Source organism: Buttiauxella cochleicola (genome assembly GCF_021283185.1).
Classification (GTDB): domain Bacteria; phylum Pseudomonadota; class Gammaproteobacteria; order Enterobacterales; family Enterobacteriaceae; genus Buttiauxella; species Buttiauxella massiliensis.
In genome coordinates this window covers 205862-229546 of record NZ_JAJSOS010000003.1, presented here as the reverse complement: position 1 = coordinate 229546, position 23685 = coordinate 205862, and the positions used below count along the sequence as shown (strand labels likewise).

Annotated in this window: 20 protein-coding genes; 11 read left to right on the top strand and 9 right to left on the bottom strand. The window is 48.9% G+C overall.

The features are described 5' to 3' along the window. Positions 1-63 precede the first annotated feature (63 nt). Together LVQ76_RS06400 and proP are read right to left on the bottom strand one after the other, a co-directional pair. Entirely contained in the window at positions 64-1632 is a 1569-nt protein-coding gene (locus LVQ76_RS06400; RefSeq protein ID WP_232921241.1) for an ABC transporter substrate-binding protein, read from the bottom strand. 944 nt (positions 1633-2576) lie between these two features. Continuing rightward, a complete protein-coding gene (proP, locus tag LVQ76_RS06395; protein ID WP_151993047.1) occupies positions 2577-4082 on the bottom strand; it encodes a glycine betaine/L-proline transporter ProP in 1506 nt (501 codons plus the stop codon). Positions 4083-4375: 293 nt separating this feature from the next. Between proP and LVQ76_RS06390 the strand changes: the two genes are divergently transcribed. Together LVQ76_RS06390 and curA are read left to right on the top strand one after the other, a co-directional pair. Then, a complete protein-coding gene (locus tag LVQ76_RS06390; RefSeq protein ID WP_232921240.1) occupies positions 4376-5896 on the top strand; it encodes a methyl-accepting chemotaxis protein in 1521 nt (506 codons plus the stop codon). A gap of 96 nt (positions 5897-5992) precedes the next feature. After that, entirely contained in the window at positions 5993-7024 is a 1032-nt protein-coding gene (gene curA, locus LVQ76_RS06385) for an NADPH-dependent curcumin/dihydrocurcumin reductase (RefSeq protein ID WP_232904501.1), read from the top strand. Between the two features lie 29 nt (positions 7025-7053). Here the strand turns inward: curA and LVQ76_RS06380 are convergent, their stop codons facing one another. Then, positions 7054-8073 (bottom strand): LacI family DNA-binding transcriptional regulator, encoded by a 1020-nt coding sequence (locus LVQ76_RS06380; RefSeq protein ID WP_232864656.1) that lies wholly within the window; start codon positions 8071-8073, stop codon positions 7054-7056. A gap of 402 nt (positions 8074-8475) precedes the next feature. On the opposite strand from LVQ76_RS06380, the gene ascF reads away from it, so the two are divergent. Continuing rightward, complete coding sequence (gene ascF / locus LVQ76_RS06375) at positions 8476-9933, top strand: PTS cellobiose/arbutin/salicin transporter subunit IIBC (RefSeq protein ID WP_232864655.1); 1458 nt, start codon at positions 8476-8478, stop codon at positions 9931-9933. Between the two features lie 17 nt (positions 9934-9950). Further along, positions 9951-11381, top strand: a complete 1431-nt coding sequence (locus LVQ76_RS06370) for a 6-phospho-beta-glucosidase (RefSeq protein ID WP_232921239.1) — start codon at positions 9951-9953, stop codon at positions 11379-11381. 48 nt (positions 11382-11429) lie between these two features. On the opposite strand, the gene LVQ76_RS06365 is transcribed toward LVQ76_RS06370, so the two are convergent. Further along, entirely contained in the window at positions 11430-12365 is a 936-nt protein-coding gene (locus tag LVQ76_RS06365; RefSeq protein WP_151993053.1) for a LysR family transcriptional regulator, read from the bottom strand. Positions 12366-12538: 173 nt separating this feature from the next. Here LVQ76_RS06365 and LVQ76_RS06360 point away from each other — a divergent pair, with 173 nt between their 5' ends. The 3 genes from LVQ76_RS06360 (at position 12539) to LVQ76_RS06350 (ending at position 16190) form a co-directional block, all read left to right on the top strand. After that, positions 12539-13873 carry an MFS transporter gene (locus tag LVQ76_RS06360; RefSeq protein ID WP_232921238.1) on the top strand — a complete coding sequence of 445 codons (1335 nt, stop codon included), beginning with the start codon at positions 12539-12541 and terminating at the stop codon, positions 13871-13873. Between the two features lie 14 nt (positions 13874-13887). Continuing rightward, positions 13888-15054, top strand: a complete 1167-nt coding sequence (locus LVQ76_RS06355; RefSeq protein ID WP_232864652.1) for a M20 aminoacylase family protein — start codon at positions 13888-13890, stop codon at positions 15052-15054. A gap of 119 nt (positions 15055-15173) precedes the next feature. Next, a complete protein-coding gene (locus LVQ76_RS06350; RefSeq protein WP_232864651.1) occupies positions 15174-16190 on the top strand; it encodes a class I SAM-dependent methyltransferase in 1017 nt (338 codons plus the stop codon). Positions 16191-16223: 33 nt separating this feature from the next. Here LVQ76_RS06350 and LVQ76_RS06345 read toward each other — a convergent pair whose 3' ends face one another. The 4 genes from LVQ76_RS06345 to LVQ76_RS06330 form a co-directional block, all read right to left on the bottom strand. After that, positions 16224-16727, bottom strand: coding sequence for a YjjA family protein (locus LVQ76_RS06345; protein WP_232921237.1), 504 nt, complete (start codon positions 16725-16727; stop codon positions 16224-16226). Positions 16728-16842: 115 nt separating this feature from the next. Next, positions 16843-17484: a TetR/AcrR family transcriptional regulator gene (locus LVQ76_RS06340; RefSeq protein WP_226811976.1), complete on the bottom strand. Its 642-nt coding sequence runs from the start codon at positions 17482-17484 to the stop codon at positions 16843-16845. Between the two features lie 109 nt (positions 17485-17593). Continuing rightward, complete coding sequence (locus tag LVQ76_RS06335; protein ID WP_232864649.1) at positions 17594-18067, bottom strand: threonine/serine exporter; 474 nt, start codon at positions 18065-18067, stop codon at positions 17594-17596. Continuing rightward, entirely contained in the window at positions 18058-18834 is a 777-nt protein-coding gene (locus LVQ76_RS06330) for a threonine/serine exporter family protein (RefSeq protein WP_232921236.1), read from the bottom strand. The genes LVQ76_RS06335 and LVQ76_RS06330 overlap by 10 nt, the downstream gene beginning before the upstream one ends. 301 nt (positions 18835-19135) lie before the next feature. Here LVQ76_RS06330 and pobA point away from each other — a divergent pair, with 301 nt between their 5' ends. The 4 genes from pobA to LVQ76_RS06310 all read left to right on the top strand — a co-directional run bounded on the left by pobA (position 19136) and on the right by LVQ76_RS06310 (position 22794). After that, on the top strand, positions 19136-20320 hold the full coding sequence (gene pobA / locus LVQ76_RS06325; protein ID WP_232904505.1) for a 4-hydroxybenzoate 3-monooxygenase: 1185 nt from the start codon (positions 19136-19138) through the stop codon (positions 20318-20320). 36 nt (positions 20321-20356) lie between these two features. Next, positions 20357-21235, top strand: a complete 879-nt coding sequence (locus LVQ76_RS06320) for a helix-turn-helix domain-containing protein (RefSeq protein ID WP_232921235.1) — start codon at positions 20357-20359, stop codon at positions 21233-21235. Positions 21236-21422: 187 nt separating this feature from the next. Beyond that, positions 21423-22073: a LuxR C-terminal-related transcriptional regulator gene (locus LVQ76_RS06315; RefSeq protein WP_232921234.1), complete on the top strand. Its 651-nt coding sequence runs from the start codon at positions 21423-21425 to the stop codon at positions 22071-22073. A 22-nt stretch (positions 22074-22095) separates the two neighbouring features. Further along, the gene (locus tag LVQ76_RS06310; protein WP_232921233.1) at positions 22096-22794 is read left to right on the top strand and encodes a helix-turn-helix transcriptional regulator; all 699 of its coding nucleotides are present in this window, start codon (positions 22096-22098) and stop codon (positions 22792-22794) included. A gap of 55 nt (positions 22795-22849) precedes the next feature. Here the strand turns inward: LVQ76_RS06310 and LVQ76_RS06305 are convergent, their stop codons facing one another. After that, the gene (locus LVQ76_RS06305; protein ID WP_232904508.1) at positions 22850-23308 is read right to left on the bottom strand and encodes a YbaK/EbsC family protein; all 459 of its coding nucleotides are present in this window, start codon (positions 23306-23308) and stop codon (positions 22850-22852) included. Positions 23309-23685 lie beyond the last annotated feature (377 nt).

Sequence of the window (23685 nt, the reverse complement as noted above, 5' to 3'; positions counted from 1 at the left end):
CTCTTCTTAAACATATTTCGCGGATTGTCTCCTTCCCCCTATAAGAGAAAGGAGACAAAGCAGTTATTTGCTCACTCGATCGTAATACACCATATCCGCATTCAAACCTTGCTGGTAGCCCTTCACATTCTCACGCACCACGATCTGGGTTTTACCCTGATCAACAAATACGTACGGCGAATTGTGCTGAACTTCTTCCTGTATTTTTTTATACAGATCCAGGCGTTTCGCCGGGTCAGCTTCCGCAACTGCGGCCAGAGTTTGCTTGCTCAACTCCGGGATTTGCCAGCCGTTTAAACCTGCAACGGTACTTGCTTTGCCATCGTTATAAGCAAAGGCACTGGCGTTGGAGTGGGCGTCAAAATAATCCGGGATCCACAGACGAATTGCCGCCTGATGCTGTTTAGCACGAACACGAGCGTACACCTGGCTGCCCGCGGCTGGCAGAAGATCAATCTTCACACCGCCCTGAGCAAAGCTTGCCTGCATAGACTGCGCGATGGTGATAAACGGTGGTTTATTTTCTACATCCAGCGTGAAGTGCGCGTCTTTGATACCTGCTTTGGCGAGGATCTCTTTCGCTTTTGCCGGGTCAAATTTGAATGGATTGTTGTCCAGAGCCCCGGCGAAACCAACCGGCAAGAAACTTTGGTGAATAAAGTACTGGCCTTTCAACAGATCTTTGGTGATGCCCTGGTAATCCACCAGATAACGAGAGGCTTCCCAGAGGGCAGGGTTTTTCAGCAACGGATTTGCATCGTTACCCGCATTGAACACCATATAGTTCTGCTCGGCAGAAGGGATGCTCAGCACTTTGACGCCCGGTTTTCCTTCGAGCGCGCTGGTCTGATCCGCACCCAGGTCACGGGCAATATCCGCGTCACCTTGCTGAATCAGCAAGCGGCGAGCGGCAGGGTCTGGCACGTTTTTAATAATGATATTTTTAACTTTAGGCGCGTCACCCGGTGAGGTTGGGTTCGCGTCTAACACAATGGCCTGATGCGGCTGGTAAACACGCATCTTGAATGGGCCACTGCCCGCAGAGTGCATTTTCAGCCATTCGTTGCCGAAATCACCCGCTTTCGCGTTCGGGGTAACGGCTTTTTCATCCACGATAGAGGCAATCGGCGTGGAGAGAATATTCAGTGCTACCGCCGGGCTAACATCAGCCGTCCAGTGCAATTCCAGCGTGTGGTCATCGACCTTTTTCAACTGGCTGGCGATGTTGTCTGGCTGCCAGCCCAGGACGTTAAGGATAAACGCCGGGGACTTATTGAGCGTAACTGCACGGGTATAAGAGAAGATCACGTCTTCAGGGCGCAGCGGATTGCCCGATGAGAATTTGGCATCCGGGCGCAGTTTAATGGTCAGTTTTTTGTTAGCCGCATCGCCCTGCCATCTTTCAGCCAGCACCGCGACCACTTTAGCCGGGTCTTCACGGTCGGCCTGCACCAGGCGCTGGTAAAGGCTCGGCACCGTTTGAATGCTCGACAGTTCATTCGCTTCAGCAGGATCAAGGCTGACGATATCGTCCAGTCCCTGGGCAACAATTAAAGTATTTGGCGGTGTGGCGGCAAAGCTGCTTGCGGAGATTGCAGCTAAGAGCATTAACGGCAGTATTTTTCTTTGCATATTGCACCCTGCGTAAAAGAGAGGAATTCTTTATGAGTTGTTATTCGCGGACTGGGTTACGTTAGGTGAGTAATGGATATTCACAAAGTCCAAATAATACTTTGCTTATAAACATAAGGTATAACCCATTCCCACCAGGAATGAGCTGTCTCTTATACGCAACTTACTCGAGCAATTTTGTCAGAGTGAGATCTGTAAGCCTCGTTGATTTTCCGTTCACCCGTGCGTTCAGTTATCTCTTTAATTCCTGCACACGGTGAACGTATCAAGGGATTAACGCCAATCCCTTGATAATCCAGGCGCCCGGTCATTAAATTGCCGCTGCGCGGTAAACCCCAGCTTATCCCCAACATCACGGTCGTTCGCGACTCGTTCCCGACGATCGCTCTCTTTCGCTGCTCCCGGCAGCTCAACCCTGACTTATGGGGAACACTGGGGCAATTTATACCGGGAACAAGGTCAAAACCGGCTCGGTGCTGTCTTTGGGTTTTGACGTTGACCTTAGGTTCCGGCTTCAATCGCGCCGTTTTTCACCCTTCAGTCGGGGTCACGTGGCCGGGAGCCACGTGAGTGAGCGATCGTCGGACAAAAATGTCAGGAACATTTTTGAACAACGCTTGCGTTGGCCACGAAGTGGTTCGGCACAGGGATGTGCCGAATAAACGAGTCGCGAACGACCGCGAATGTTGGGTGAAAAACGGTGTTTACCGCTTGCGGCGATTGATTTGCCGGGAGTCCGGGTTCTTAGGGTGGCGACGGTGGCCACCCTAAGACGTTCACCGGTACAGTGGCCACATGAAACACTGAACACCGGGTGAACGGAACTGTCTCACGACTCACGGAGATGTGACTAAGAGACAGAGGTGTAAGCGGTAATGCAGAAATGAAAACGCCGGGCATATACCCGGCGTCCTTATAGCAGTCAAAATTGTATCAGTCAGAAATTACTCGTTGATGCGCGGGTGCTGATCCACCAGATTGGTACGCTTCGCCTGTAATTCTTCAATCTCACGGTCGATATCTTCGATTTTTTGCTCGATGTTATCGTGGTGTTCCTGAACAATTTCACGCGCTTCGGCGATATCAGAGGCCGCAGGTGTTGCGCCTTTTAACGGTTTATTCGCCGTCTCTTTCATCGTCAATCCAGTAATCAAACCGACAACCGCCACCACCATCAGATAATACGCTGGCATCATCAGGTTTTCGGTCGATTCCACTAACCACGCCGCAACCGTTGGGGTCACACCCGCAACCAGCACCGAAATATTAAAGGCACTGGCTAAGGCACTGTAACGAATATGCGTCGGGAACATGGCGGGCAGAGTCGAAGCCATCACCCCGGTGAAGCAGTTCAGCACGACTGCCAGAATCAGCAGCCCGGCGAATATCAGCCCCAGCACATTACTGTTAATCAGAATAAAGGCCGGGATCGCCAGAACAAGCAATGCCAGGCTACCGACGACGATAAATGGACGGCGGCCAAAACGGTCACTCAGTAGGCCAATCATCGGCTGCACAAACAGCATCCCAATCATAATGGCGATGATGATTAACACGCCGTGTTCTTCGGAATAATGCAGGTTGTGCGACAGGTAGCTCGGCATGTACGTGAGCAACATGTAGTAAGTCACGTTGGTCGAAATCACGATACCGACACAGGTCAGCAGGCTGCGCCAGTGTTTGGTCGCAATCTCCTTGAACGAGACTTTTGGGCCATCAGTCAGACCTTCTTTATCGCCTTGTTCAAGCTTTTCGATGTGCTGCTGGAACGCTGGAGTTTCTTCCAGTGCATGGCGCAGATACAGGCCGATAATCCCTAATGGTAACGCCAGGAAGAACGGCAGACGCCAGCCCCATTCAAGGAAGTTAGCTTCACCGACGATAGCGGTAATCAGCACCACGACACCCGCACCACAGACAAAACCGGCGATGGAACCGAAGTCCAGCCAACTGCCCATAAAGCCGCGTTTACGGTCTGGTGAGTATTCGGCGACAAATATCGAAGCACCAGTGTATTCACCACCCACTGAGAACCCTTGCGCCATTTTCGCAAGTAACAACAGGATTGGCGCCCAGATACCAATAGTCGCGTACGACGGAATCAGGCCAATACAGAAGGTACTCAATGACATAATGATGATGGTAATGGACAGGATCTTCTGGCGCCCATATTTGTCACCGAGCATGCCGAAGAACAGGCCACCCAACGGGCGAATCAGGAAGGGAACGGAGAAGGTACCCAGTGCGGCAATCATCTGCACACTAGGGCTGGCATCCGGGAAGAAAACCTTACCGAGGGCGTAAGCAACAAAGCCGTATACGCCGAAATCAAACCATTCCATCGCATTGCCAAGCGAGGCGGCGGTAATTGCCTTTTTAAGGCGACTATCGTCGATGATGGTGACGTCACTGACCTTAATAGGTCTGACTTTCTTTTTCCTTTTTAACATTATTATCCTCTTTTTCCTTGCGGGGGCGAAACGGCCCCGTACTAAGTGTAGTGTGCCGATTGCAAATTGAAGGTCAAAACTCCAGCACTTAGCGTCACTATGACATTTTCATTAATAACTTCATGAAATTAATGGGAAATGTGCTCCCCATCCAAAATCATTATAAAAAATATGGCTTAGTTAAAAAAGTGTGATCGCCGTCAAGTTTAACCGCTAAAGTAAAATTTTGCAGCGCCGAAATAACAATACAACTAAAAATATTAACAATTGGATAACCTGCCAAGGGAGTTGCTATGACTGCGCGCGCGGCTGCTACACAGCATGAATACCTGCTTGATGACGACACGACATTGATGTCGACAACCGATTTAAAAAGCACAATCACCCATGCGAACGACGCATTTGTGCAGGTGAGTGGTTACCAGCTTCATGAACTCACCGGGCAGCCCCACAACCTCGTGCGGCATCCCGATATGCCCAAAGCCGCCTTTGCCGATATGTGGTTCACCCTGCAAAAAGGAGAACCCTGGACCGGTATCGTTAAAAATCAGCGCAAAAACGGCGACTATTACTGGGTAAGGGCGAATGTTGTGCCGGTGGTTCGCAATGGCAAGACGACGGGCTATATGTCAATTCGCACTAAAGCGAAGCCTGAAGAGATCGCCGCGGTCGAGCCGCTCTATAAAGCGCTCAAAGAAGGGCGCTGCAAACGTAGCCTGTTTAAAGGCCTGGTTTTGCGTAAAAGCTGGCTGGGGAAATTACCCGCGTTACGGCTGCGGGGCCGTATTCGTATGATCATGAGTTGCGTGTTTGTGCTGATGATGGCCGCTTCTTTATCGTTAGGTCTGGGTTCGCTTCCGGTGTTGATTAGCGCGCTGGCGAGTGTGGTGGCTTGCTTGCTGCTCGAATGGCAAATTGCCCGCCCGTTGGAAAATGTCGCCCGCCAGGCGCTGGAAGTCGCCACCGGAAATCAACAGCGTGTGCAGCATCTTGCGCGAACGGATGAAATTGGTATGACGCTGCGTGCCATTGGCCAGCTAGGTTTGATGTGCCGCTGGCTAATTCATGATGTCAGCCATCAGGTTGAGAACGTGCGCAGCGGCAGCGAAACGCTGGCCCAGGGCAATGTGGAGCTCAATGAGCGCACGCGCCAGTCGGTGGTCAACGTGCAGCAAACCGTTACCACTATGGGCCAGATGGCGGTGTCGGTGCAGAACAATTCAGAAACTGCCGCAGCCGCTGATAAGCTTTCAAGTTCCGCGAGCGAGGCCGCAGCCCACGGTGGCAAGGCGATGGAAACTGTTGTGACTACCATGGATGACATCGCCGACAGTACGCAACGTATCGGCTCCATTACCAGCCTTATCAATGACATTGCCTTCCAGACCAATATCCTGGCGCTTAACGCGGCGGTGGAAGCAGCACGAGCCGGAGAGCAGGGCAAAGGCTTTGCTGTAGTTGCCGGAGAAGTGAGAAACCTGGCGCAACGCAGTGCCACGGCGGCAAACGATATCCGCAAACTGATTGATGCCAGCGCCAGTAAAGTACAGTCCGGCACCGTTCAGGTTCACGCCGCGGGGCGCACCATGAATGACATTGTGGAGCAGGTGCGCAACGTCACGCAGTTGCTGGGGCAAATTAGCCACGCCACTTCCGAACAGGCGGAAGGGCTTTCTGATTTAACGCGTGCGGTCGCAGAACTGGACGCCATCACGCAGAAAAATGCGGCGCTGGTCGAAGAAAGCGCAGAAGTGTCGGCGATGGTGAAACATCGGGCAACGCGTCTGGAAGATGCCGTGACGGTTTTGCATTGATGTTAAATGGCACATTTTTCACCCCATGTCGGTGGATTATTAGCTAGTCTGGGACTAATTGAATTTTTACTCACGACCCTATCAATGGAGAGCGTTATGACTCAGTCGTCCCAGATTAACCGCCGCTTTGTGCTGGCGAAACGCCCGCAAGGCATGCCGACCAGTCAAGATATCAAGCTGGAAGAAGCGCCTGTCCCGCAACCCGCTGCAGGACAATTACTGCTGCGTACGCTCTATTTATCTCTTGATCCGTATATGCGCGGGCGTATGGATGATGCCGAGTCTTATTCCGCACCGCTGGCTATTGGCGATGTCATTGGTGCAGGCACCGTCTGCCGTGTCGAAAAATCTCAACATGCGGACTATAAAGATGGCGACCTGGTTCTGGCCTATACCGGCTGGCAGGATTACGCGTTGTCTGATGGCAGCGATGTGCAAAAACTCGATCCGAATATGCAGCACCCTTCATATGCGCTTGGTTTGCTCGGCATGCCTGGTTTTACCGGGTATATGGGGCTGACCGATATTGGCCAGCCAAAAGCCGGAGAAACCGTGGTGGTCGCGGCAGCCAGCGGTGCAGTGGGTTCGGTTGTCGGGCAAGTGGCAAAACTGCTGGGCGCAAAAGTCGTAGGGATTGCAGGGGGCGCGGATAAATGCCGTTACGTCACTGAAACGCTGAAATTTGACGCCTGCATTGACCACAAAGCCCCGGATTTTGCCGAACAGCTGAAAAAAGCCTGTGACAAAGGCATTGATGTCTATTTTGAAAATGTCGGCGGCGCCGTGTTTGATGCGGTTCTGCCACTGCTGAACACCAAAGCACGTGTGCCGGTATGTGGTGTTATCAGCCAGTACAACGGGGCTAATAGTGCGTTTGAACAGGACAGATTACCGCTGCTGATGGGCACGATCCTTAAAAAACGCCTGCGTGTGCAAGGCTTTATTATTTCTCAGGATTACAGCGACAGTTACCCGCAATTCTTTAAGCAGATGAGCCAGTGGCTGGCGGAAGGAAAAATCCAGTTCCGCGAAGATATTGTTGATGGCCTGGAACACAGCGTGGAAGCATTCCGCGGTTTGTTGAGCGGCAAGAACTTTGGCAAGGTGATTGTTAAAGTCGCAGAGTGATGTATAAAGCGGCGCAGTTCGCGCCGCTTTTATTTATCTTTAAATGGCCCGTCAATCACTGAATTTCTCGCTAACAAATCCGATGTGAACACATTCTCTTTCGACAAATATCCACCATCTAGCATCGATATTAAGCGGTTGATCACCTCGCTTATCATATCGCTCACCGGATCTTTGATACTGGTTAAAGCAGGTGAGAGATAAGGTGCGGTAGGTATATTATCGAAACCGATAATTGATATTTCATGAGGAACAGAAATACCCATATCGTTTAATTGTTTCATTGCACCAACCGCCATTTCATCGTTACTGGCGAGGATTGCGCTGATCTTGTTTTTGCGCGCAAGCAACGTTTCAACTGCCGCCACTCCGCTGGCTGGCGTCCATTTTCCTTGTGCAATCAGATCTTCATTTACACCAATATCATATTGATTTAATGCTTCTTTATAGCCTGATAAACGCTCAATAGCGGTAGGGGAGTCCATTGAGCCGGTAATAAAGGCAATATCGCGATGCCCGCGCTCAATAAGATATTTTGTTGCCTGGAAACTGGAGCCTTTATGATCACAAAAAACGCAGTGGCTTTGGTTTTTTCTTAATTTTCGGTTAACCACCATAATGGGTTTTTTATGCTGCTCAATAATCAAATCCATTTCATCAATGGTTAAAAAACGCGGGTAAATAATGACCGCATCGCAGCGTAAATCGAGCAGAAACTGAATAGCTTCCCTTTCTTCCTGCGCACTGTGTTTACCATCGACCAGAATAAGCTGGCGACCATTGTCTTCTAATTTCTTCGCCGCCTGAGAAAGTATTTCGCTGAAATAACTGCCGTGATAAAGCGTGTTGGTGACCACTAAACCAATGCATTCCGATTTATTGGTCGCCAGATTACGTGCCAGTAAATTGGGCCGATACCCCGCCTCCTCAATGGCTTTGTAGACCTGCTCTTTCGTGGCTTCGCTGACGTATCCCTTCCCGGACAGAACACGTGAAACAGTGGCTTTTGAGACACCGGCTTTTTTTGCCACTTCTAGCATTGTCGACATTGGAGCTTCCTGGCTTTTATGAATGCGGCCATTTTACACATTCCGCGGCGACAAAATACTGCCCCATACCCGTCATATTTCAAGCTGCTTCTTTGTTGGCTGCGTGATCTCGCCCGGGTCACTTACTTAAGTAAGCTCCCAGGGACTCATTCCCTTGCCGCCTCGAAGCAACTCGAATTATTTAGGGTATGAAAGCGGTGTTAGTGGCCTTAAAAGGCTGGTTATGGCGATCGTAATCACAAAATTAACAATATGTAAAATTAGTGTTTGATCTGTTTGTTTTGCCTGGTCAATCTAATGTGGAACCGGTTACCTATTTCTCGGACTCCCTACAAGTCGATGCGGTGTCACCGGAAAATATATTCATAACATCATGAATTTAAATAAAAAGAGTGATAACTCATGGCTAAGAATTATGCGGCAGTATCTCAGTCGATAGTCGACGCAATTGGTGGCGCAGGTAACGTTGGCGCGGTGACTCATTGCATGACGCGTTTGCGGTTCGTACTAAATGACGACAGCATCGTAGATACTGCAAAACTGAAAGCTATCAATGGCGTGATGGGTGTTGTTCGTAGTGAAAATCAGTGCCAGGTGATTATCGGTAACACGGTTTCTCAGGCCTACGCTGAAGTGCTAAAACTCCTGCCAGAAGGTATGCAGCCAGCCGAGCCTGCACAAGGGAAAGGCAAAATCACCCTGAAACGCATTGGTGCCGGGATTCTGGATGCATTGATTGGCACCATGTCACCGCTGATTCCAGCCATTATTGGCGGCTCGATGGTGAAATTGCTCGCCATGATTCTGGACATGACGGGCGTCTTTGAAAAAGGCTCCTCAACACTCGTCATTCTGAATGTGATTGGTGATGGCGCGTTCTTCTTCCTGCCAGTCATGGTCGCGGCTTCTGCGGCGGTTAAATTCAAAACCAATATGTCGCTGGCTATCGCCATTGCTGGCGTGCTGGTTCACCCAAACTTTGTTGATTTGATGGCGAAGGCAGCACAAGGCCAACACGTTGAATTTATGGGGATGTCGGTCACTGCGGTGAAATACACTTATACCGTTATCCCAGCGCTGTGCATGACATGGATTCTCTCTTATATCGAAAGATGGGTTGATCGCATTACACCTGCAGTAACGAAAAACTTCCTCAAACCGATGCTGATTGTGCTTATCTCCGCACCGATTGCCATCATGCTAATTGGTCCGTTGGGTATCTGGATTGGTACCGGTATTTCATCACTGGTTTACACCATTCATAGCTATTTGGGCTGGCTGTCGGTTGCGATTATGGGCGCGCTGTGGCCGCTGCTGGTGATGACCGGCATGCACCGTGTATTTACACCATCTATTATTCAAACCATCGCAGAGACAGGCAAAGAAGGGATGGTTATGCCATCTGAAATCGGTGCCAACTTGTCACTCGGCGGTTCATCTCTGGCTGTTGCATGGAAAACGAAAAACCCGGAATTGCGCCAGACGGCGCTGGCTGCAGCAGCATCGGCGATTGTGGCGGGGATTTCTGAACCTGCACTTTACGGTGTGGCGGTGCGTCTGAAACGTCCACTGATTGCGGCACTTATCAGTGGTTTTGTATGCGGTGCGGTCGCCGGAATTGGCGGGCTTGCGAGCCATTCAATGGCCTCACCAGGCTTATTTACCAGCGTGCAGTTCTTTGACCCGGCGAATCCAATGAGCATCGTATGGGTGTTTGGCGTGATGATCCTGGCGGTTGTGCTCTCTTTCTTCCTGACACTGTTACTGGGCTTCGAAGATATCCCGGTTGAACAAGAGCAAAGTAAAGAGAAAGAACAAGTACAGCCAAACGCCGTTGTTGCATCCGTAAGCGCTAATTAATTTAGAAGAGGAATCTCATGAGCGAATCTATATTTCCGAAGGATTTTTTATGGGGCGGTGCGATTGCGGCGAACCAGGCTGAAGGCGCATATCTTGAAGGCGGTAAAGGGCTAACCACGGTTGATACCATCCCGCATGGTAAAGACCGTATGTCGGTAAAACTGGGTATCGAAAAGCGTTTTAGCTTGCGTGATGACGAATACTACCCGAGTCATGTCGGTATCGATTTCTATCATCGTTACAAAGAAGACATCGCGCTGATGGCCGAAATGGGTTTCACCGTATTTCGTACTTCCATTGCCTGGAGCCGTATTTATCCGAATGGCGACGAGTTAACACCTAATGCGGAAGGCATCGCTTTTTACCGTGACATGTTTGCCGAGTGCAAAAAACAGGGCATCGAACCGCTGGTCACGCTGTGCCATTTCGATGTGCCAATGCATCTGGTGAAAGAGTATGGTTCCTGGCGTAACCGCAAAATGGTGGAGTTTTTCACCCGCTATGCGCGCACCTGTTTTGAAGCGTTCGATGGACTGGTGAAGTACTGGCTCACTTTCAACGAAATCAATATCTTGCTGCACAGCCCATACTCTGGCGCAGGTCTGGTATTCGAAGAAGGCGATAATAAAGAACAAGTGAAGTACCAGGCGACGCACCACGAACTGCTGGCAAGCGCCCTGGCGACCAAAATTGCCCACGAAGTGAATCCGAACAATCAGGTTGGCTGTATGTTAGCGGGTGGGAATTTCTACCCGTACTCCTGCAAGCCTGAAGATGTCTGGGCGGCGCTGGAAAAAGACCGTGAGAACCTATTCTTTATTGATGTACAGGCGCGTGGTGCTTATCCGGCTTATACCAAACGCTTGTTCCGCGAGAAAGGTTTTGAGCTTGAAGTGCAGCCTGGTGATGACGAAATCCTTAAAAATACCGTCGATTTTGTCTCATTCAGTTACTACGCTTCGCGTTGCGCTTCGGCCGATATGAACGATCAAAACAGCAATGCGGCAAACATCGTGAAATCCCTGAAAAACCCCCATATTCAAGCGAGTGAATGGGGGTGGGGTATTGATCCTCTGGGTCTGCGCATCACCATGAACATGATGTACGACCGTTACCAGAAACCGTTATTCCTGGTGGAAAACGGACTCGGTGCAAAAGACGAAATTAACGAGCAGGGTCACATCAACGACGACTATCGCATCAGTTATTTGCGTGAACACATCAAAGCGATGGCAGATGCTATCGACGACGGTATCCCGGTTATGGGTTACACATCCTGGGGCTGCATTGATTTGGTATCGGCTTCGACCGGGGAAATGAGCAAGCGTTACGGCTTTATCTACGTTGACCGCGACGACCAGGGTAACGGCACGCTCGCCCGCACGCGCAAAAAATCGTTTTACTGGTACAAGAAAGTGATTGCCAGTAACGGTTCTGATTTGAGCTAACTTGTGAGTCATGCGGGCAGGCTTTGTAGCCTGCCCGCAGTAAAACATTTAAACCCGCACCACCATCTCCAGAGCATCGCTATCCTGCAACCAGTCGCGTGTATTAATCCTCAGCATTTCCATAAAGGTATTTCCAGCCGTTGAGAGACGAGCGATATTGGGGCACAAAATGCAGATGCTGCTGGCGGGAAGCACTTCGCGTAACACCAGCGGACGCAGGTTCGGGCTGTAGCCGGGAAAGCGCAGACGCACTGACGTCCACATACTTACCGCATCCGTCTGTTCCATCATACGGGCCATAATCCACGGCGATGAGCAGTGAATAATGTTTTGCGGTAGCGGTAGGTTATAACGACGAAAAACTTGCCCTAGAATCGAATGCTCACCGGGTTCGTCCCAGTCCAGCCACGGGTAATCCATCAATTTCTTCAAAGAGGTGGTGTGCGTTACGGGGTGCTTAATTCCGGCAATCACTGTGTTGCTCAAAGCGTATAGCGTTTCGTAATACATACCGTTTTGCACCGCATTGCTGGCGGTGGTAATCACGGCAATATCCAGTCGCTGGTTCTCAAGCGCGTCGTGAATTTGCTGCGGGCGGCCTTCCATTACGATGAGTTTCACGCCGGGATAACGAGCCTGAAATTGAATCAGCGTGTTGGTAAATGGCCCGTAGGATGCGGCAGAAGTAAAACCTACCCGTAACTGGCGCATGGCTTTGCCAAGCAGATTGTCGATTTCATCCCGTGCCTGATGTAGCGAACGATCGATGTCCCGTGCATGACGCAGCAAAACCTGCCCATACTCATTTAATGTTACGCCGCGTGATGAGCGTTGCAGAATCGGCATGCCGATTTCAGCTTCCATTTCCTGAATTGTTTTAGAAATCGCGGGTTGTGTGAGGTGTAACGCCTTTGCCGCTTTACCGATGCTGCCTTGCGCGGCAACTTCCAACAAAATATCTAACTGATTTAGTTTGATTTTCAATTTTCCGTCCCGCCAGAATCATCACCGTGGTGCAAAATTTGCTCTCTTACAATACAAATAAGATAACCAAAGGCATAACTAATTTTTATGATTGTAATGTTCTTTTTTTATGCAGATAGTTAAAACAACCCCTCCCAGTTGTTTACATCTGAGTAACAAAGAAGGACGTGAGCATGAAACAGCGTGTCAGCTATGCCCAGGTGGATGCCGAGATGTCAGCCTCGCTTCCGTATGATGCGCCGTTGGTCCCGGAGCGCGCTAACGCTAAGTCGTTGGTGGCAGTTACTCTCGGCAATGGCCTCGAGATTTACGACTTTGCGGTTTACAGCTTTTTCTCGGTGATCATTGGTCATCTCTTTTTCCCAAGCTCCAATGACTACACCTCGTTACTGCTGGCGGTGGGGACCTTTGGGGTTGGATTTGTGATGCGCCCACTAGGTAGCATGGTGTTAGGGAGCTATGCCGACAAACATGGACGTAAATCGGCGATGACGCTGATCCTCGGGCTCATGTCCCTGGGGGTAATGATGGTGGCCTTTGCGCCGACCTATAACCAGGCGGGGATCTTAGCTCCTGTCGTATTGGTTGCCGGGCGCATGCTGCAGGGTTTCTCTGCAGGCGGGGAAGTAGGGGCGGCGACCTCATGGTTGATGGAAGCCGGGGACAAATCTCGTCGCGGCGCGCGTGTCAGCTGGCAGATGACAAGCCAGGGCGGTGCGGCACTTTTTGGTGCGGCGATGGGCGCGGGCTTAAGCCATGTCCTGAGCGAGCAGCAGCTTTACGACTGGGGCTGGCGCATCCCGTTTATTGTTGGCCTGGCGATTATGCCGATTGGCTTGTATATCCGCCGCCAGCTTGCTGAAACTCACACAGTGACGCCAACCGTTAGCGCAGAAAGCCCGACTCTCACATTATGGCGTGAACACCGCCGTGCTTTGTTACTGGGCATTTTGCTGGTGATGAAAGGCACCACTACGTTTTACATCATCATCTACTACATGCCCGCTTATATGGTTAACACGCTGCATATGCCTGCCAGCACGTCGTGGTGGGTGAGTTTGACGGCAGCGGCATTAACGCTGGTGGTGCCATTCTTCGGTGGCAAGCTGGCGGATAAATTACCTAAGCGCAAACCGATTTTGATCGCCTGCGCATTAGGATCATTTGCCCTGATCTGGCCGATCTTTGCCACCATTCTGCACGGTGCGCCGCTCGGTATTACCCTGGCGCTGATTGCCGTGGATCAGATCCTCGCCAATATCAGTTCCGCCGCCTTTTTCTTGTTGATCCTCGAAGCCTTCCCGAAAGCGGTTCGTGCTTCTGGTATGGCTATGGTTTATGCCATTGGTGTCACGCTGTTTGGGGGATTCGCGCAATTGATCGTGACCTGGCTGTTAAAAGTCACCGGGCAACCGATGGCTCCGGCCTGGTATTTGATGTTCTGCGCGGTAGTGACATTCGGTGCATTGATTGCCTGGCATGAACGCAAAACTTTCTGTGATGAATAAAAAGGAATAACCCTATGCTGATTAAAGAAATTCTCGACCACGAAGAAGAGATGATTGCTATCCGCCGTGATTTTCATCAACACCCGGAATTAGGTTTTGAGGAGTTCCGCACCAGCGATCGTATCGCCCAGTTGCTGACGGGATGGGGTTACGAGGTGCATCGCGGCCTGGGCGGAACAGGCGTGGTAGGGACGTTAAAAGTCGGGAATGGCGGTAAGCGTCTGGGGATCCGTGCCGATATGGATGCACTGCCGATGCAGGAGCAAACTGGGTTGCCGTGGGCGAGCGTGAACGAGGGGAAAATGCACGCTTGCGGGCATGATGGGCACTGCGCGATTTTGCTGTCGGCGGCACGGTATCTGGCAGAACACCGCCCGTTCAACGGCACGCTGCACCTGATTTTCCAACCGTCGGAAGAGTCCATCGGTGGGGCTAAGCGCATGATTGATGATGGTTTATTTAAGCTATTCCCTTGTGATGCGGTATTTGGTCTGCACAACTTCCCATTGCTGCCTGCGGGTGAGATCGCCACCAAACCCGGTGCCTTGATGGCCTCGTCAGACAGCATGACGATCACTCTTGAAGGCAAAGGCGGCCACGGATCGATGCCTGAACATTGTATTGATCCTACCGTTGCAGGTGCCTCGATCGTGATGGCGTTGCAAACCATTGTGTCGCGCAATGTGGATCCGCAGGATTCTGCTGTAGTGACGGTGGGGAGTCTGCAAAGCGGTACTACGCACAACATCATCCCTCACAGTGCGGTGCTAAAACTGAATATGCGTACTTTTAAAGCTGAAGTACGTGAGGCGGTAAAGCTGCGTATTGATAAGTTGGTGCACGCTCAGGCGGAAAGCTTCGGAGTGAAGGCGTCAATCGCGGTGGACTTCGGCTACCCGGTGACGGTGAATGATCCTCAACAGACTGAGTTTGCACTCCAGATAGCACGCGACGTTTTTGGATCCGATAAAGTTGCCGATCCTGCGCAGGTGAAAAGTGCGATGGGCAGTGAAGACTTTTCATTCATGCTTGAAGAAGTTCCGGGCTGCTATTTATGGCTTGGTACGGCAACCGGCAATAATGATTACTCGGTTCACCATCCTTTGTATCAGTTTAACGATGCCTGCATTTCGGGTGGCGCGACATATTGGGTCAAACTGACCGAGTCATTTTTACGTTAAATTCCCAGCCCTCATCCTGTGTAAAGCAGGGTGAGGGTGCCCGTAAATTACAACTTTCTGCTGACGGTGAATAACCCTGGGTTTTCTAGACTGAAAGAAAACGTGTGTTGAGGTTTAACATGTCCTGGCAGCCTTTTCTCTCAGTGATCCCGGGCTCTGTACCTGCGGATCTGGCCATTAAACATATCTCTTACAGTGATATAAGCGATAGCTGGCCGATGAAAGATCAGGTTTTAGAGCAGATTGATGATATCAACCAGCAGTTAGAAGGTGATCCGACACTCGAAGCCCCGGAAATTTTTCTGGATGGCCAGGGAATGCGACGGATACGCTACCGAAACAAGCTGTCAGAACAAGCTTTTATAAATCGTCCCGCACTTGAAGAGTGGCGTTGCCAGTTGGTTCCTACCGCTCTTTCACTATGGTCTGTGCAGCATCCGCTTGCTGAGCGCCTGATAAGCGGAAGGGAAATAGATAGCAACAGCCGGGCATGGTTTATACATGCCAATGATGCTCAAGGTGTTCGTTCACGAGCGAAAGTGATGTCGGCGATTGCTGATGTGTATATCAATAATCATGTTACCGGCAACTGGATAAGTCTTGCCTGTGGTGCAGCGGTACCCGTGCTCAGAGCATTGCGTGGTGCGAAATTACGCGCGCAGAAATTCACCATATTGCTGGTTGATCACGACAGGCAGTCGCTGAAATTTGCCCGTGGGCTTGCGACTCAATATGGCCTGGTGGAAGGGCATCATTTTCAGCTGTTAATGAGGAATTTATTCGACCGGATGATTTTCAGTGACAAGCTGGTTCAGGAACTGGGTGAACAATCAGCTGAGCTCGTTGATGGACTGGGGATTTTCGAATATTTTTCGACATCTGAAGCGGTGAGTTTTATTCGCCATGCGTTGCGCTTAGTTAAACCAGGCGGCGTGTTGATTATTTCCAATATGCTGACTACTAGCCCACAGCTTGCCTTTTTATTGCGCTGTATCGGCTGGCCCACACTCTATCCGCGCACATTGCCTGAGCTAAGAGATATTATTATTGCAGCGGGTGTCGATTTGAAAAATGTCACCGTTACGTTACCCAGTGATGGTGTCTATGCGGTGCTGGAAATTAATGTGAAATCCTGAATCTGCCCCCGGTATCAGGGGCAGGTAATCTGATTAAGACAGATAATTTACGCCTTGCTTCAGGACAAAATCACACGCCTGAGTTTTCACTTTTTCTGCCAGCGGTGAATTACCGATGGTTTTCAGATCCAATTGCTGGCCTTTACCGGTGTTCAGCAAGCCCATCAAACCCTGAGTGTAATCTTCTGGTGGAGTTTGCTTTGTGCCGCTATCTAAACCTAATTTATCCATCAACTGATTTTTGATGTTTTCAGGGTTGGTTGCTGATACCAGTTTGTTCTTCATACAGTACTGCAAAATACCTGCCGCATTCGTCATACTGTCTGAACTCAGGGCTTTAGTGCCGCCGCCGAGCAGGCTGGTCAATGACGCCATAGAGTTGCCGGTTGTTGCGGTGCTACCGCTGGAGGTGGTGGTTTTGCTCAACTCTGTTGCCGCGCTGGAGAGTTGATCTTGCCAGCTTGATGCCATCGCCTGGCCGGTAAACACGGACGTTGCCAGCGCCAGAGCGCATATAACACGATTGCTTGCTTTCATCTTTTATACTCTTTTTCGATAACCTGCATTGCAGGAGAATTTCCGCCGAGTATACCGCTTTCTCTGGGCCTGTTGAGGTTCGGAGAGTTCTTAAAGCATCCAAAAATACGGTTATTTACGGCCCGATGTAGCGCAGTACCACTTTTACCGCCATTTCACGGTAATGGCTGGTGCTGTCAGTCGGTTCGGCTCCGTCTTCAAAGAAGTTGGAGAAGGTATAGCTGTTAGCAACATGGTAGAAACTAAAGCTACTGATCAGGCGGTGAACGTCTTTGGCGCAAACCTGCTTATTGAACAACTGTTTTTCTTGCCCACGGGTTAACACATCTTCCAGTAATTCCAGTGCGCTGCGGTTAATTTCGCGCAGGTAAGCGGACTCTTTTACGAAACGCCCGCGCTGCATGTTTTCCATACAGATGATGCGAATAAAATCTGGGTGCGTGGCATGGAAATCAAATGTCCATTCCACCAGTTCCACCATTGCTTCTACCGGCGGCTGGTCTGAGAGATTGAGCTTGCGCTCACAACTGCGAATTTGGGTATACACATACTCAAGCACCTGAACATAGAGCAGCTCTTTGCTTTTGAAGTGATAGACGACCATCCGCTTTGTGGTGTTGGCTTTCTCGGCAATCTGTTCCATGCGTGCGCCGTTAAGGCCAAATTCAGCGAACAAACTAATGGCGCTGAAGAAAATCTTTTCTTTCAGACTGGCGTCATCAAAACGCTCAGGAAGATAAATTTCGTGGGTTTCCACGCAAGGCTCCTTAATGTCATCAGACCGCGGGTAACAGACCTGGCCTGATGACATTAAAACAAGTTTGCGTGGGCAAAGCACTGATGAGTTAGCGAAGCCCTGAAATACATCACACTCGCGGGCGTTTACGGTAAAGCCACAGGCCAGGAATAGATAAGCCAATCGACAATGCGCCGAGGATAAACGAGGCCTTCAGGAAGTTGGTGAGCAGCTGAATCATGAGGTCTTCGGTGTAACCAAAGTGGCTGAGTTTCACCGCTGAAATCATCGCGGTATAGGCAGAAATTCCTGGGAACATGGGAATTACCGCAGCCACTGTGAACACTTTAGGATGCGCCAGGTACCAACGCGACCACTGTATTCCAATCGTGCCTATCAGAAGGGAGGCGATAAACGTACTCCATTCGATGTTCATACCCGCCGCCATCATTGCCATTCGGGAACCGTGGCCAATCGCGCCGAGCAGAGCGCAGTAAGGCAAAGCACGCTGCGGGACATTAAACACCAGCGCAAAGCCTAGTGCGGGAATCGCCGCAAGCACCATGTCTTGTAGCAACGCCAGTAAAAAATCGATTATTCCCATCCGCGCAGCCCCCATAGTGACATGGCCATCACGACACCAATACAGGTAGCAAGCGTTAGTAGGCTCGCCATTGCCCATCTTGCAAGCCCCGTGTTGACGTGACCTTTAAACATATCGGCCACGGCGTTAATCAGCGGAAAGCCCGGCACCAGCAGCAGCACGCTTGCCGCCATGGCAATATTGGATGTCGTGGCAAATGGGCCTTTGGCAATGAGTAACCCAGAAATTGTGGTGGCAACAAACGCCGTAATGCAGAAATTAATTTGCGGGTGTAGATGGCGTGCGGTAAACACCAGGCGAACATACATCGCTACAGAACTGGCAAGAAAGGCGATGAAGGCACCGTCCCAACCGCCTTTATTTAGCTTACAGAAGCAGCCACAAGATAGGCCAACCATCAGCACCACTAACCAACGTGGATAGCGCAGCGGTTTTCTGTGCGTAAAACGTTTCAAAACATCTTTATGATCCAGAAGCTTATGCTCGGCCATAATCACAATGTGTTGCACTTCTGTCACCACATGCATGTTGATGCCGCGGTCAGTGTTTTTACGCGTGGTGGTAAGGCATTGATTATCTTTTATGGTGCTTAGCACAATAGCATTTGCTGAAATTGAGCTTTCAACGCTATCCATACCTAAGGCAATGCCCAGGCGACAGGAAAGTTCTTCTACCAGTGCGCTTTCGGCACCATGTTGCAGCAAAAAAAGCCCACACTGGATGCAAAGGCGAGTCACGTCCCGTTGCGTGTTTACATCTTCCGACATACCTGTCCTATGAAAGGTAGAAGCGACGATAGCCGCTCAAATTTTAACATCCTTTATTATTAGCATATGCCACTACCAGGACTCAGGCGCTCCAGATCAACATTTAACCAAATAACCTATTTCGCACACTTTTTCGGCGAACTATGAACTCGTCCACACTCTTTGCATGACTTTCGAAAAGTGCACGTTTTAGACCGATATTGGCCTTCTTTTTCCCTCTGATGACGTTAAAAATGCATTAACGAGCAATTGTTAAACATAAAAATAACATTTTAATAACGCACATCAGAGAACGTATCCTATGAAAACTCAGGTAGTGATTATTGGTGCTGGTCCATCGGGTTTGCTGTTGGGGCAATTACTGCATAACGCAGGCATCAGCAATGTGGTGCTTGAACGACAATCACCCGAACATGTTTTAGGACGTATTCGTGCGGGCATCCTGGAGAGCGGCACCGTAGATTTGTTGCGTGAGGCAGGGGTCAGTCAAAGAATGGATGTGGAAGGGTTAGTCCATGAGGGTGTTGAGTTTTTGGTTGATGGAAAACGTATCCCTGTTCCGCTAAAAGAACTGACTGGCGGGAAGACGGTGATGGTGTATGGCCAGACGGAAGTGACTCATGATTTGATGGAAGCGCGGCGAGCAACTGATGCTATTTCCATATACGGCGTTAGCAACGTGCAATTATTTGATGTCAAAAGTGATTGTCCCTATGTCACTTTTGAGAAGCAGGGTGAAACTTGCCGTATCGATTGTGACTATATTGCGGGTTGCGATGGCTTTCACGGTGTTTCCCGTAAGGCTATTCCTGAAGAAGTCACTCGTGAGTACGAACGTGTTTATCCGTTCGGCTGGCTTGGGTTGTTATCGGATACGCCACCAGTTAACCATGAGCTTATTTATGCTCATCATGAGCGGGGATTCGTTTTGTGTAGTCAGCGCTCACTAACTCGAAGCCGCTACTATTTACAGGTCCCACTTAGTGACAATGTTGAATCCTGGTCAGATGAACGCTTCTGGGGCGAACTAAAGCTGCGGTTGCCTAAAGAGCTGGCTGAGAAGTTAGTGACTGGTCACTCACTTGAGAAAAGTATCGCCCCGTTACGTAGTTTTGTGGTGGAGCCGATGCAATATGGCAATCTTTTCCTGGTGGGCGATGCGGCTCATATTGTGCCGCCGACCGGAGCAAAAGGATTAAATCTTGCCGCATCTGATGTGAATTACCTGTATCGGATTTTGAGCAAGGTGTATCACGAAGGGCGAACTGATTTGCTGGAGACTTATTCACCAATGGCATTGCGTCGAGTATGGAAAGGGGAGCGTTTTAGCTGGTTTATGACTAATCTGCTTCATGATTTCGAAGGCATGGATGAGTTTGACCGTAAGATGCAGCAGGCCGATCGTGAATATTATTTGGCTTCGCGCGCAGGGTTGACAACGATTGCTGAAAACTATGTTGGATTGCCATTCGAACTTGTTGAATAAACTATACTTATTCAGCGTAGGATTAAAGAGGATGTCATGAGCCTTAACACCAGCATTCCGGTATTCAAACTTTATGGTGAAAGCCGGAACTGGCCTGCATCTGATTTGCTGCATTGCGAGTCTATCCATAGCCGCAGTAGCCTTTATGAATGGCATATTCGTACGCATCAACATGCGGATCTGGTTCAACTGCTTTATTTGCATAAAGGGCAGGTGGAGATAGACATTGAGGGCTGTACTCACCATGTGACGCATGCCTGCATTCAAGTTGTTCCGGCCTTGTGCGTGCACGGTTTTAAATTTTCACCCGGTGCACAAGGCTATTCACTGTCTTTTTCAGCGCCTTTAATAACGCAGTTTGAACAACAGTTTGGTCGCCCTTTGCAGGTGCTCTCACAAGCCACCTGCCTGCCGGTGAAAGGCTCTCGCAGGCAAATTAATACTCTGTTTAGCACTCTGCAAAGTGAGTATGAAGGCCAGGGTGAATCGCGCGATATGATGTTGCATTCACTGATTAGCGCCTTGCTGGTTTGGCTTAATCGGCAATGTACTCCAGCCCCGAGTGGCAGTTCGCGTGTTGAGCGAAAACGTTCAGTGATTCATCAGTTTAACCAACTCGTTGAACGACATTATCGTGAGCAACTTTCTGTAACGCATTATGCAAGTGCCGTAGGGCTATCCAGTGTGCATTTAAATAATCTGTGCCATGAGTTTTATGGCTACAGCGCACTAAACGTATTGCATCAAAGGCTGTTGCTTGAAGCCCGACGCAGTTTGCTCTACACCAGCATGACAGTCAGTCAAATCTCTGATTATCTTGGTTTTAGTGACTCAACCTACTTTTCACGTTTTTTCCGTCGCCATATGGCAACTACGCCAAAAGATTTTCGTAATCATCCAATTCGGGATCTTTAAGTCGGTTTTCTGTTTTACAGGAATTGTTTATATTAAATTATTGTTTTCTCTTTCAATACTCCATTGGATTTTTGCTAATAAATATAATGGGGTGAATGCTATTTAAATTGGCGTTGCATGTTGCTTTTCATGTATATCTATTATCCTTTGTTTTTATGTTTTTTGATATATTGATCAAGGGAATGATATGGAAAATAATATCACTATAAATAATGTATCGAGTCAGGTAATGGTTGTTATACCTTGTGTATTAATGGTGGAAGGGATAATTCATCAGCTAAATGCCAGACCAGAATTTAAAAATTCAATTAATATTATTAAAGATATTCATGGCGCTTATGATGAAGTGTTAAAAATCCCCCATCCCACTATCATCTTAAATATTAGTAAATCATCACAGCAATTGGCTGAGGAGATAAAGTTTATTAAATGGTATCGAAAGGCAAAACCAAATAAAAATATTGTTATTTACACTCATAATCATAAGGTCAGCATTCTGAAGTATATTTCATCTCTGGGTGTTCGAGTGATTATATCTCAGTATGAATCAGCCTCAATATTTATGGATCTGTTAATAAAATCACTATCTAGTAGCATAACCCTACACAGCCCAATGATTAAAACTGTTCTGCGGGAGCAGATACCTGGTGAATTGACGGAATGCGAGATGGAGGTAATCGAGCAACTATTTTTAGGACGTAACGTTACCCAGGTAGCAAAGCGTTTGGGGCGCGATATCAGAACAGTAAGCTCACATAAAAGACATGCAATGGAAAAGCTGGGATTTCACTGTGATAAAGACCTACATGTTTTTCGCTGTGAGCTAACAGGTAATTAATTGTTATTATAAGGATATTTTGATGACGGAAAACAAGGAAACGACCTCTTTGCATAATCCTTTTTGTCGTGCAGTAGTTATTAGTAAACGGCCATTGATGAGAGAAGGTGTGCAGATCGTTATGAAAGAAAAAGCGGCAGAATCTTCACAGATTTTGTTGGCAGATTATTTAGAGCTAAATTCAGAAATTCTCGATCAGGCGGATGTTGTCATGCTTGAGCTGGATAGTTCGCAACAGGAATTCATAGAGCAATGTGACTTTCTGAGCCATCTGAAAAATGAATCTCAGCATGTAAGATGGATATTTATTATGCCTCAACATCTGCTCAATCTCGCTATTGAACGTTTGCTGACAACCAAAACTTCATTGCTTTCTTTACATGAACCAATGAACAGCATTATCGAGCATGTATTTAATAACGCTAGTGATGTTGAAAGAATCAGCAACTGTCTTTTGCAAGAGAGAGCTGCACAGGTATCTGTTAATGATATGGTCAAAACGAGGTTAACTTTTTCAGAATGCCGAGTTTTACGGCTGATCAGTAAAGGCTGGAAGTTGGTGCAAATTGCGACGCTACTTGAAAAAAACTATAAAACCGTTAGCGCACAAAAAAAAAGCGCTATGCGCCGATTGGAAATTAAAACAGATGCCGAAATGTATACCTGGCTATTCAGTGAACATGGAAAGCGGGAGTTAAATATTCCACCTTATAAACAGTGAGTATGAAAATAATGGGGTACGACTGAGGAGCTCAAATCCTTCCTCAGTCTCCTGATTATTGGCACACATCTACCCAATGTGCAGCGGTGAGTTCAGCCAAACGAGCAGGTGAAATGCGCACCGCGCTATGGATGGCTCCGGCAGCAGGTAAAACCTCCTCGTACTGTTTAAGTGAAATATCGCAGTAAACTGCTAACGGATTTTCGAGTCCAAAAGGACACACTCCGCCCACGGGGTGGCCTGTCCAGGTAACAACCTCATCGCTGCTAAGCATGCGGGCCTTGGCCCCAAAAACAGTTTTAAGTTTTTTATTATCCAGGCGTGCGTCACCTTTCGCGACAACCAACACCACTCTATCCTTCACTTTCAACGACAATGTTTTAGCAATCTGCCCAGGCTCGACGTTATGGGCTACCGCAGCTAAAGCAACAGTTGCTGTACTTTGATTCAATTCAATGATGTCGATATCGGGGGCGTTTTCGGCAAAGAATTGCCGGACGGACTGCAGGCTCATGCTTTTCTCCCATTCTGTTCAGCAAATAATTTGGCATAAGTATGTGCTATATGTAAACCAGTGAAACCGACCCTGATTGTGTCGAATGAAAGGGCGACGTTGTGATGTGAAATACCTAAAGAAGCTAAAGTTTCAGTGATTTCTGGATCTTCTTCACATTCACTGCAACCGGTTTCAGTAACCGGTTGCAGTACGTGAATTAGCGATGAATACTTAAACGGTCACACACCTGTACCCAATAATAAGAGCAGCCTATGAAACCGATTTTTTTATGCTGTGCCACTGATGTCGAATTGAAAGCTGTATCTAAAAAGGTCCCGGTTTCGGGGATGAATTCTATGAATTACGGACTGTTGCGCGGCGATACTTTTCCCGCG

Excerpts from the sequence above, each read along its gene's own strand:
- LVQ76_RS06355 (WP_232864652.1), top strand. The coding sequence starts at position 13,888 with ATGCTGATTAAAGAAATTCTCGACCACGAAGAAGAGATGATTGCTATC.
- ascF (WP_232864655.1), top strand. The coding sequence starts at position 8,476 with ATGGCTAAGAATTATGCGGCAGTATCTCAGTCGATAGTCGACGCAATT.
- LVQ76_RS06330 (WP_232921236.1), bottom strand. The coding sequence starts at position 18,834 with ATGTCGGAAGATGTAAACACGCAACGGGACGTGACTCGCCTTTGCATC.
- LVQ76_RS06305 (WP_232904508.1), bottom strand. The coding sequence starts at position 23,308 with ATGAGCCTGCAGTCCGTCCGGCAATTCTTTGCCGAAAACGCCCCCGAT.
- LVQ76_RS06390 (WP_232921240.1), top strand. The coding sequence starts at position 4,376 with ATGACTGCGCGCGCGGCTGCTACACAGCATGAATACCTGCTTGATGAC.
- curA (WP_232904501.1), top strand. The coding sequence starts at position 5,993 with ATGACTCAGTCGTCCCAGATTAACCGCCGCTTTGTGCTGGCGAAACGC.
- LVQ76_RS06380 (WP_232864656.1), bottom strand. The coding sequence starts at position 8,073 with ATGTCGACAATGCTAGAAGTGGCAAAAAAAGCCGGTGTCTCAAAAGCC.
- LVQ76_RS06370 (WP_232921239.1), top strand. The coding sequence starts at position 9,951 with ATGAGCGAATCTATATTTCCGAAGGATTTTTTATGGGGCGGTGCGATT.
- LVQ76_RS06310 (WP_232921233.1), top strand. The coding sequence starts at position 22,096 with ATGACGGAAAACAAGGAAACGACCTCTTTGCATAATCCTTTTTGTCGT.
- LVQ76_RS06320 (WP_232921235.1), top strand. The coding sequence starts at position 20,357 with ATGAGCCTTAACACCAGCATTCCGGTATTCAAACTTTATGGTGAAAGC.
- pobA (WP_232904505.1), top strand. The coding sequence starts at position 19,136 with ATGAAAACTCAGGTAGTGATTATTGGTGCTGGTCCATCGGGTTTGCTG.
- LVQ76_RS06360 (WP_232921238.1), top strand. The coding sequence starts at position 12,539 with ATGAAACAGCGTGTCAGCTATGCCCAGGTGGATGCCGAGATGTCAGCC.
- LVQ76_RS06400 (WP_232921241.1), bottom strand. The coding sequence starts at position 1,632 with ATGCAAAGAAAAATACTGCCGTTAATGCTCTTAGCTGCAATCTCCGCA.
- LVQ76_RS06335 (WP_232864649.1), bottom strand. The coding sequence starts at position 18,067 with ATGGGAATAATCGATTTTTTACTGGCGTTGCTACAAGACATGGTGCTT.
- LVQ76_RS06345 (WP_232921237.1), bottom strand. The coding sequence starts at position 16,727 with ATGAAAGCAAGCAATCGTGTTATATGCGCTCTGGCGCTGGCAACGTCC.
- LVQ76_RS06350 (WP_232864651.1), top strand. The coding sequence starts at position 15,174 with ATGTCCTGGCAGCCTTTTCTCTCAGTGATCCCGGGCTCTGTACCTGCG.
- proP (WP_151993047.1), bottom strand. The coding sequence starts at position 4,082 with ATGTTAAAAAGGAAAAAGAAAGTCAGACCTATTAAGGTCAGTGACGTC.
- LVQ76_RS06315 (WP_232921234.1), top strand. The coding sequence starts at position 21,423 with ATGGAAAATAATATCACTATAAATAATGTATCGAGTCAGGTAATGGTT.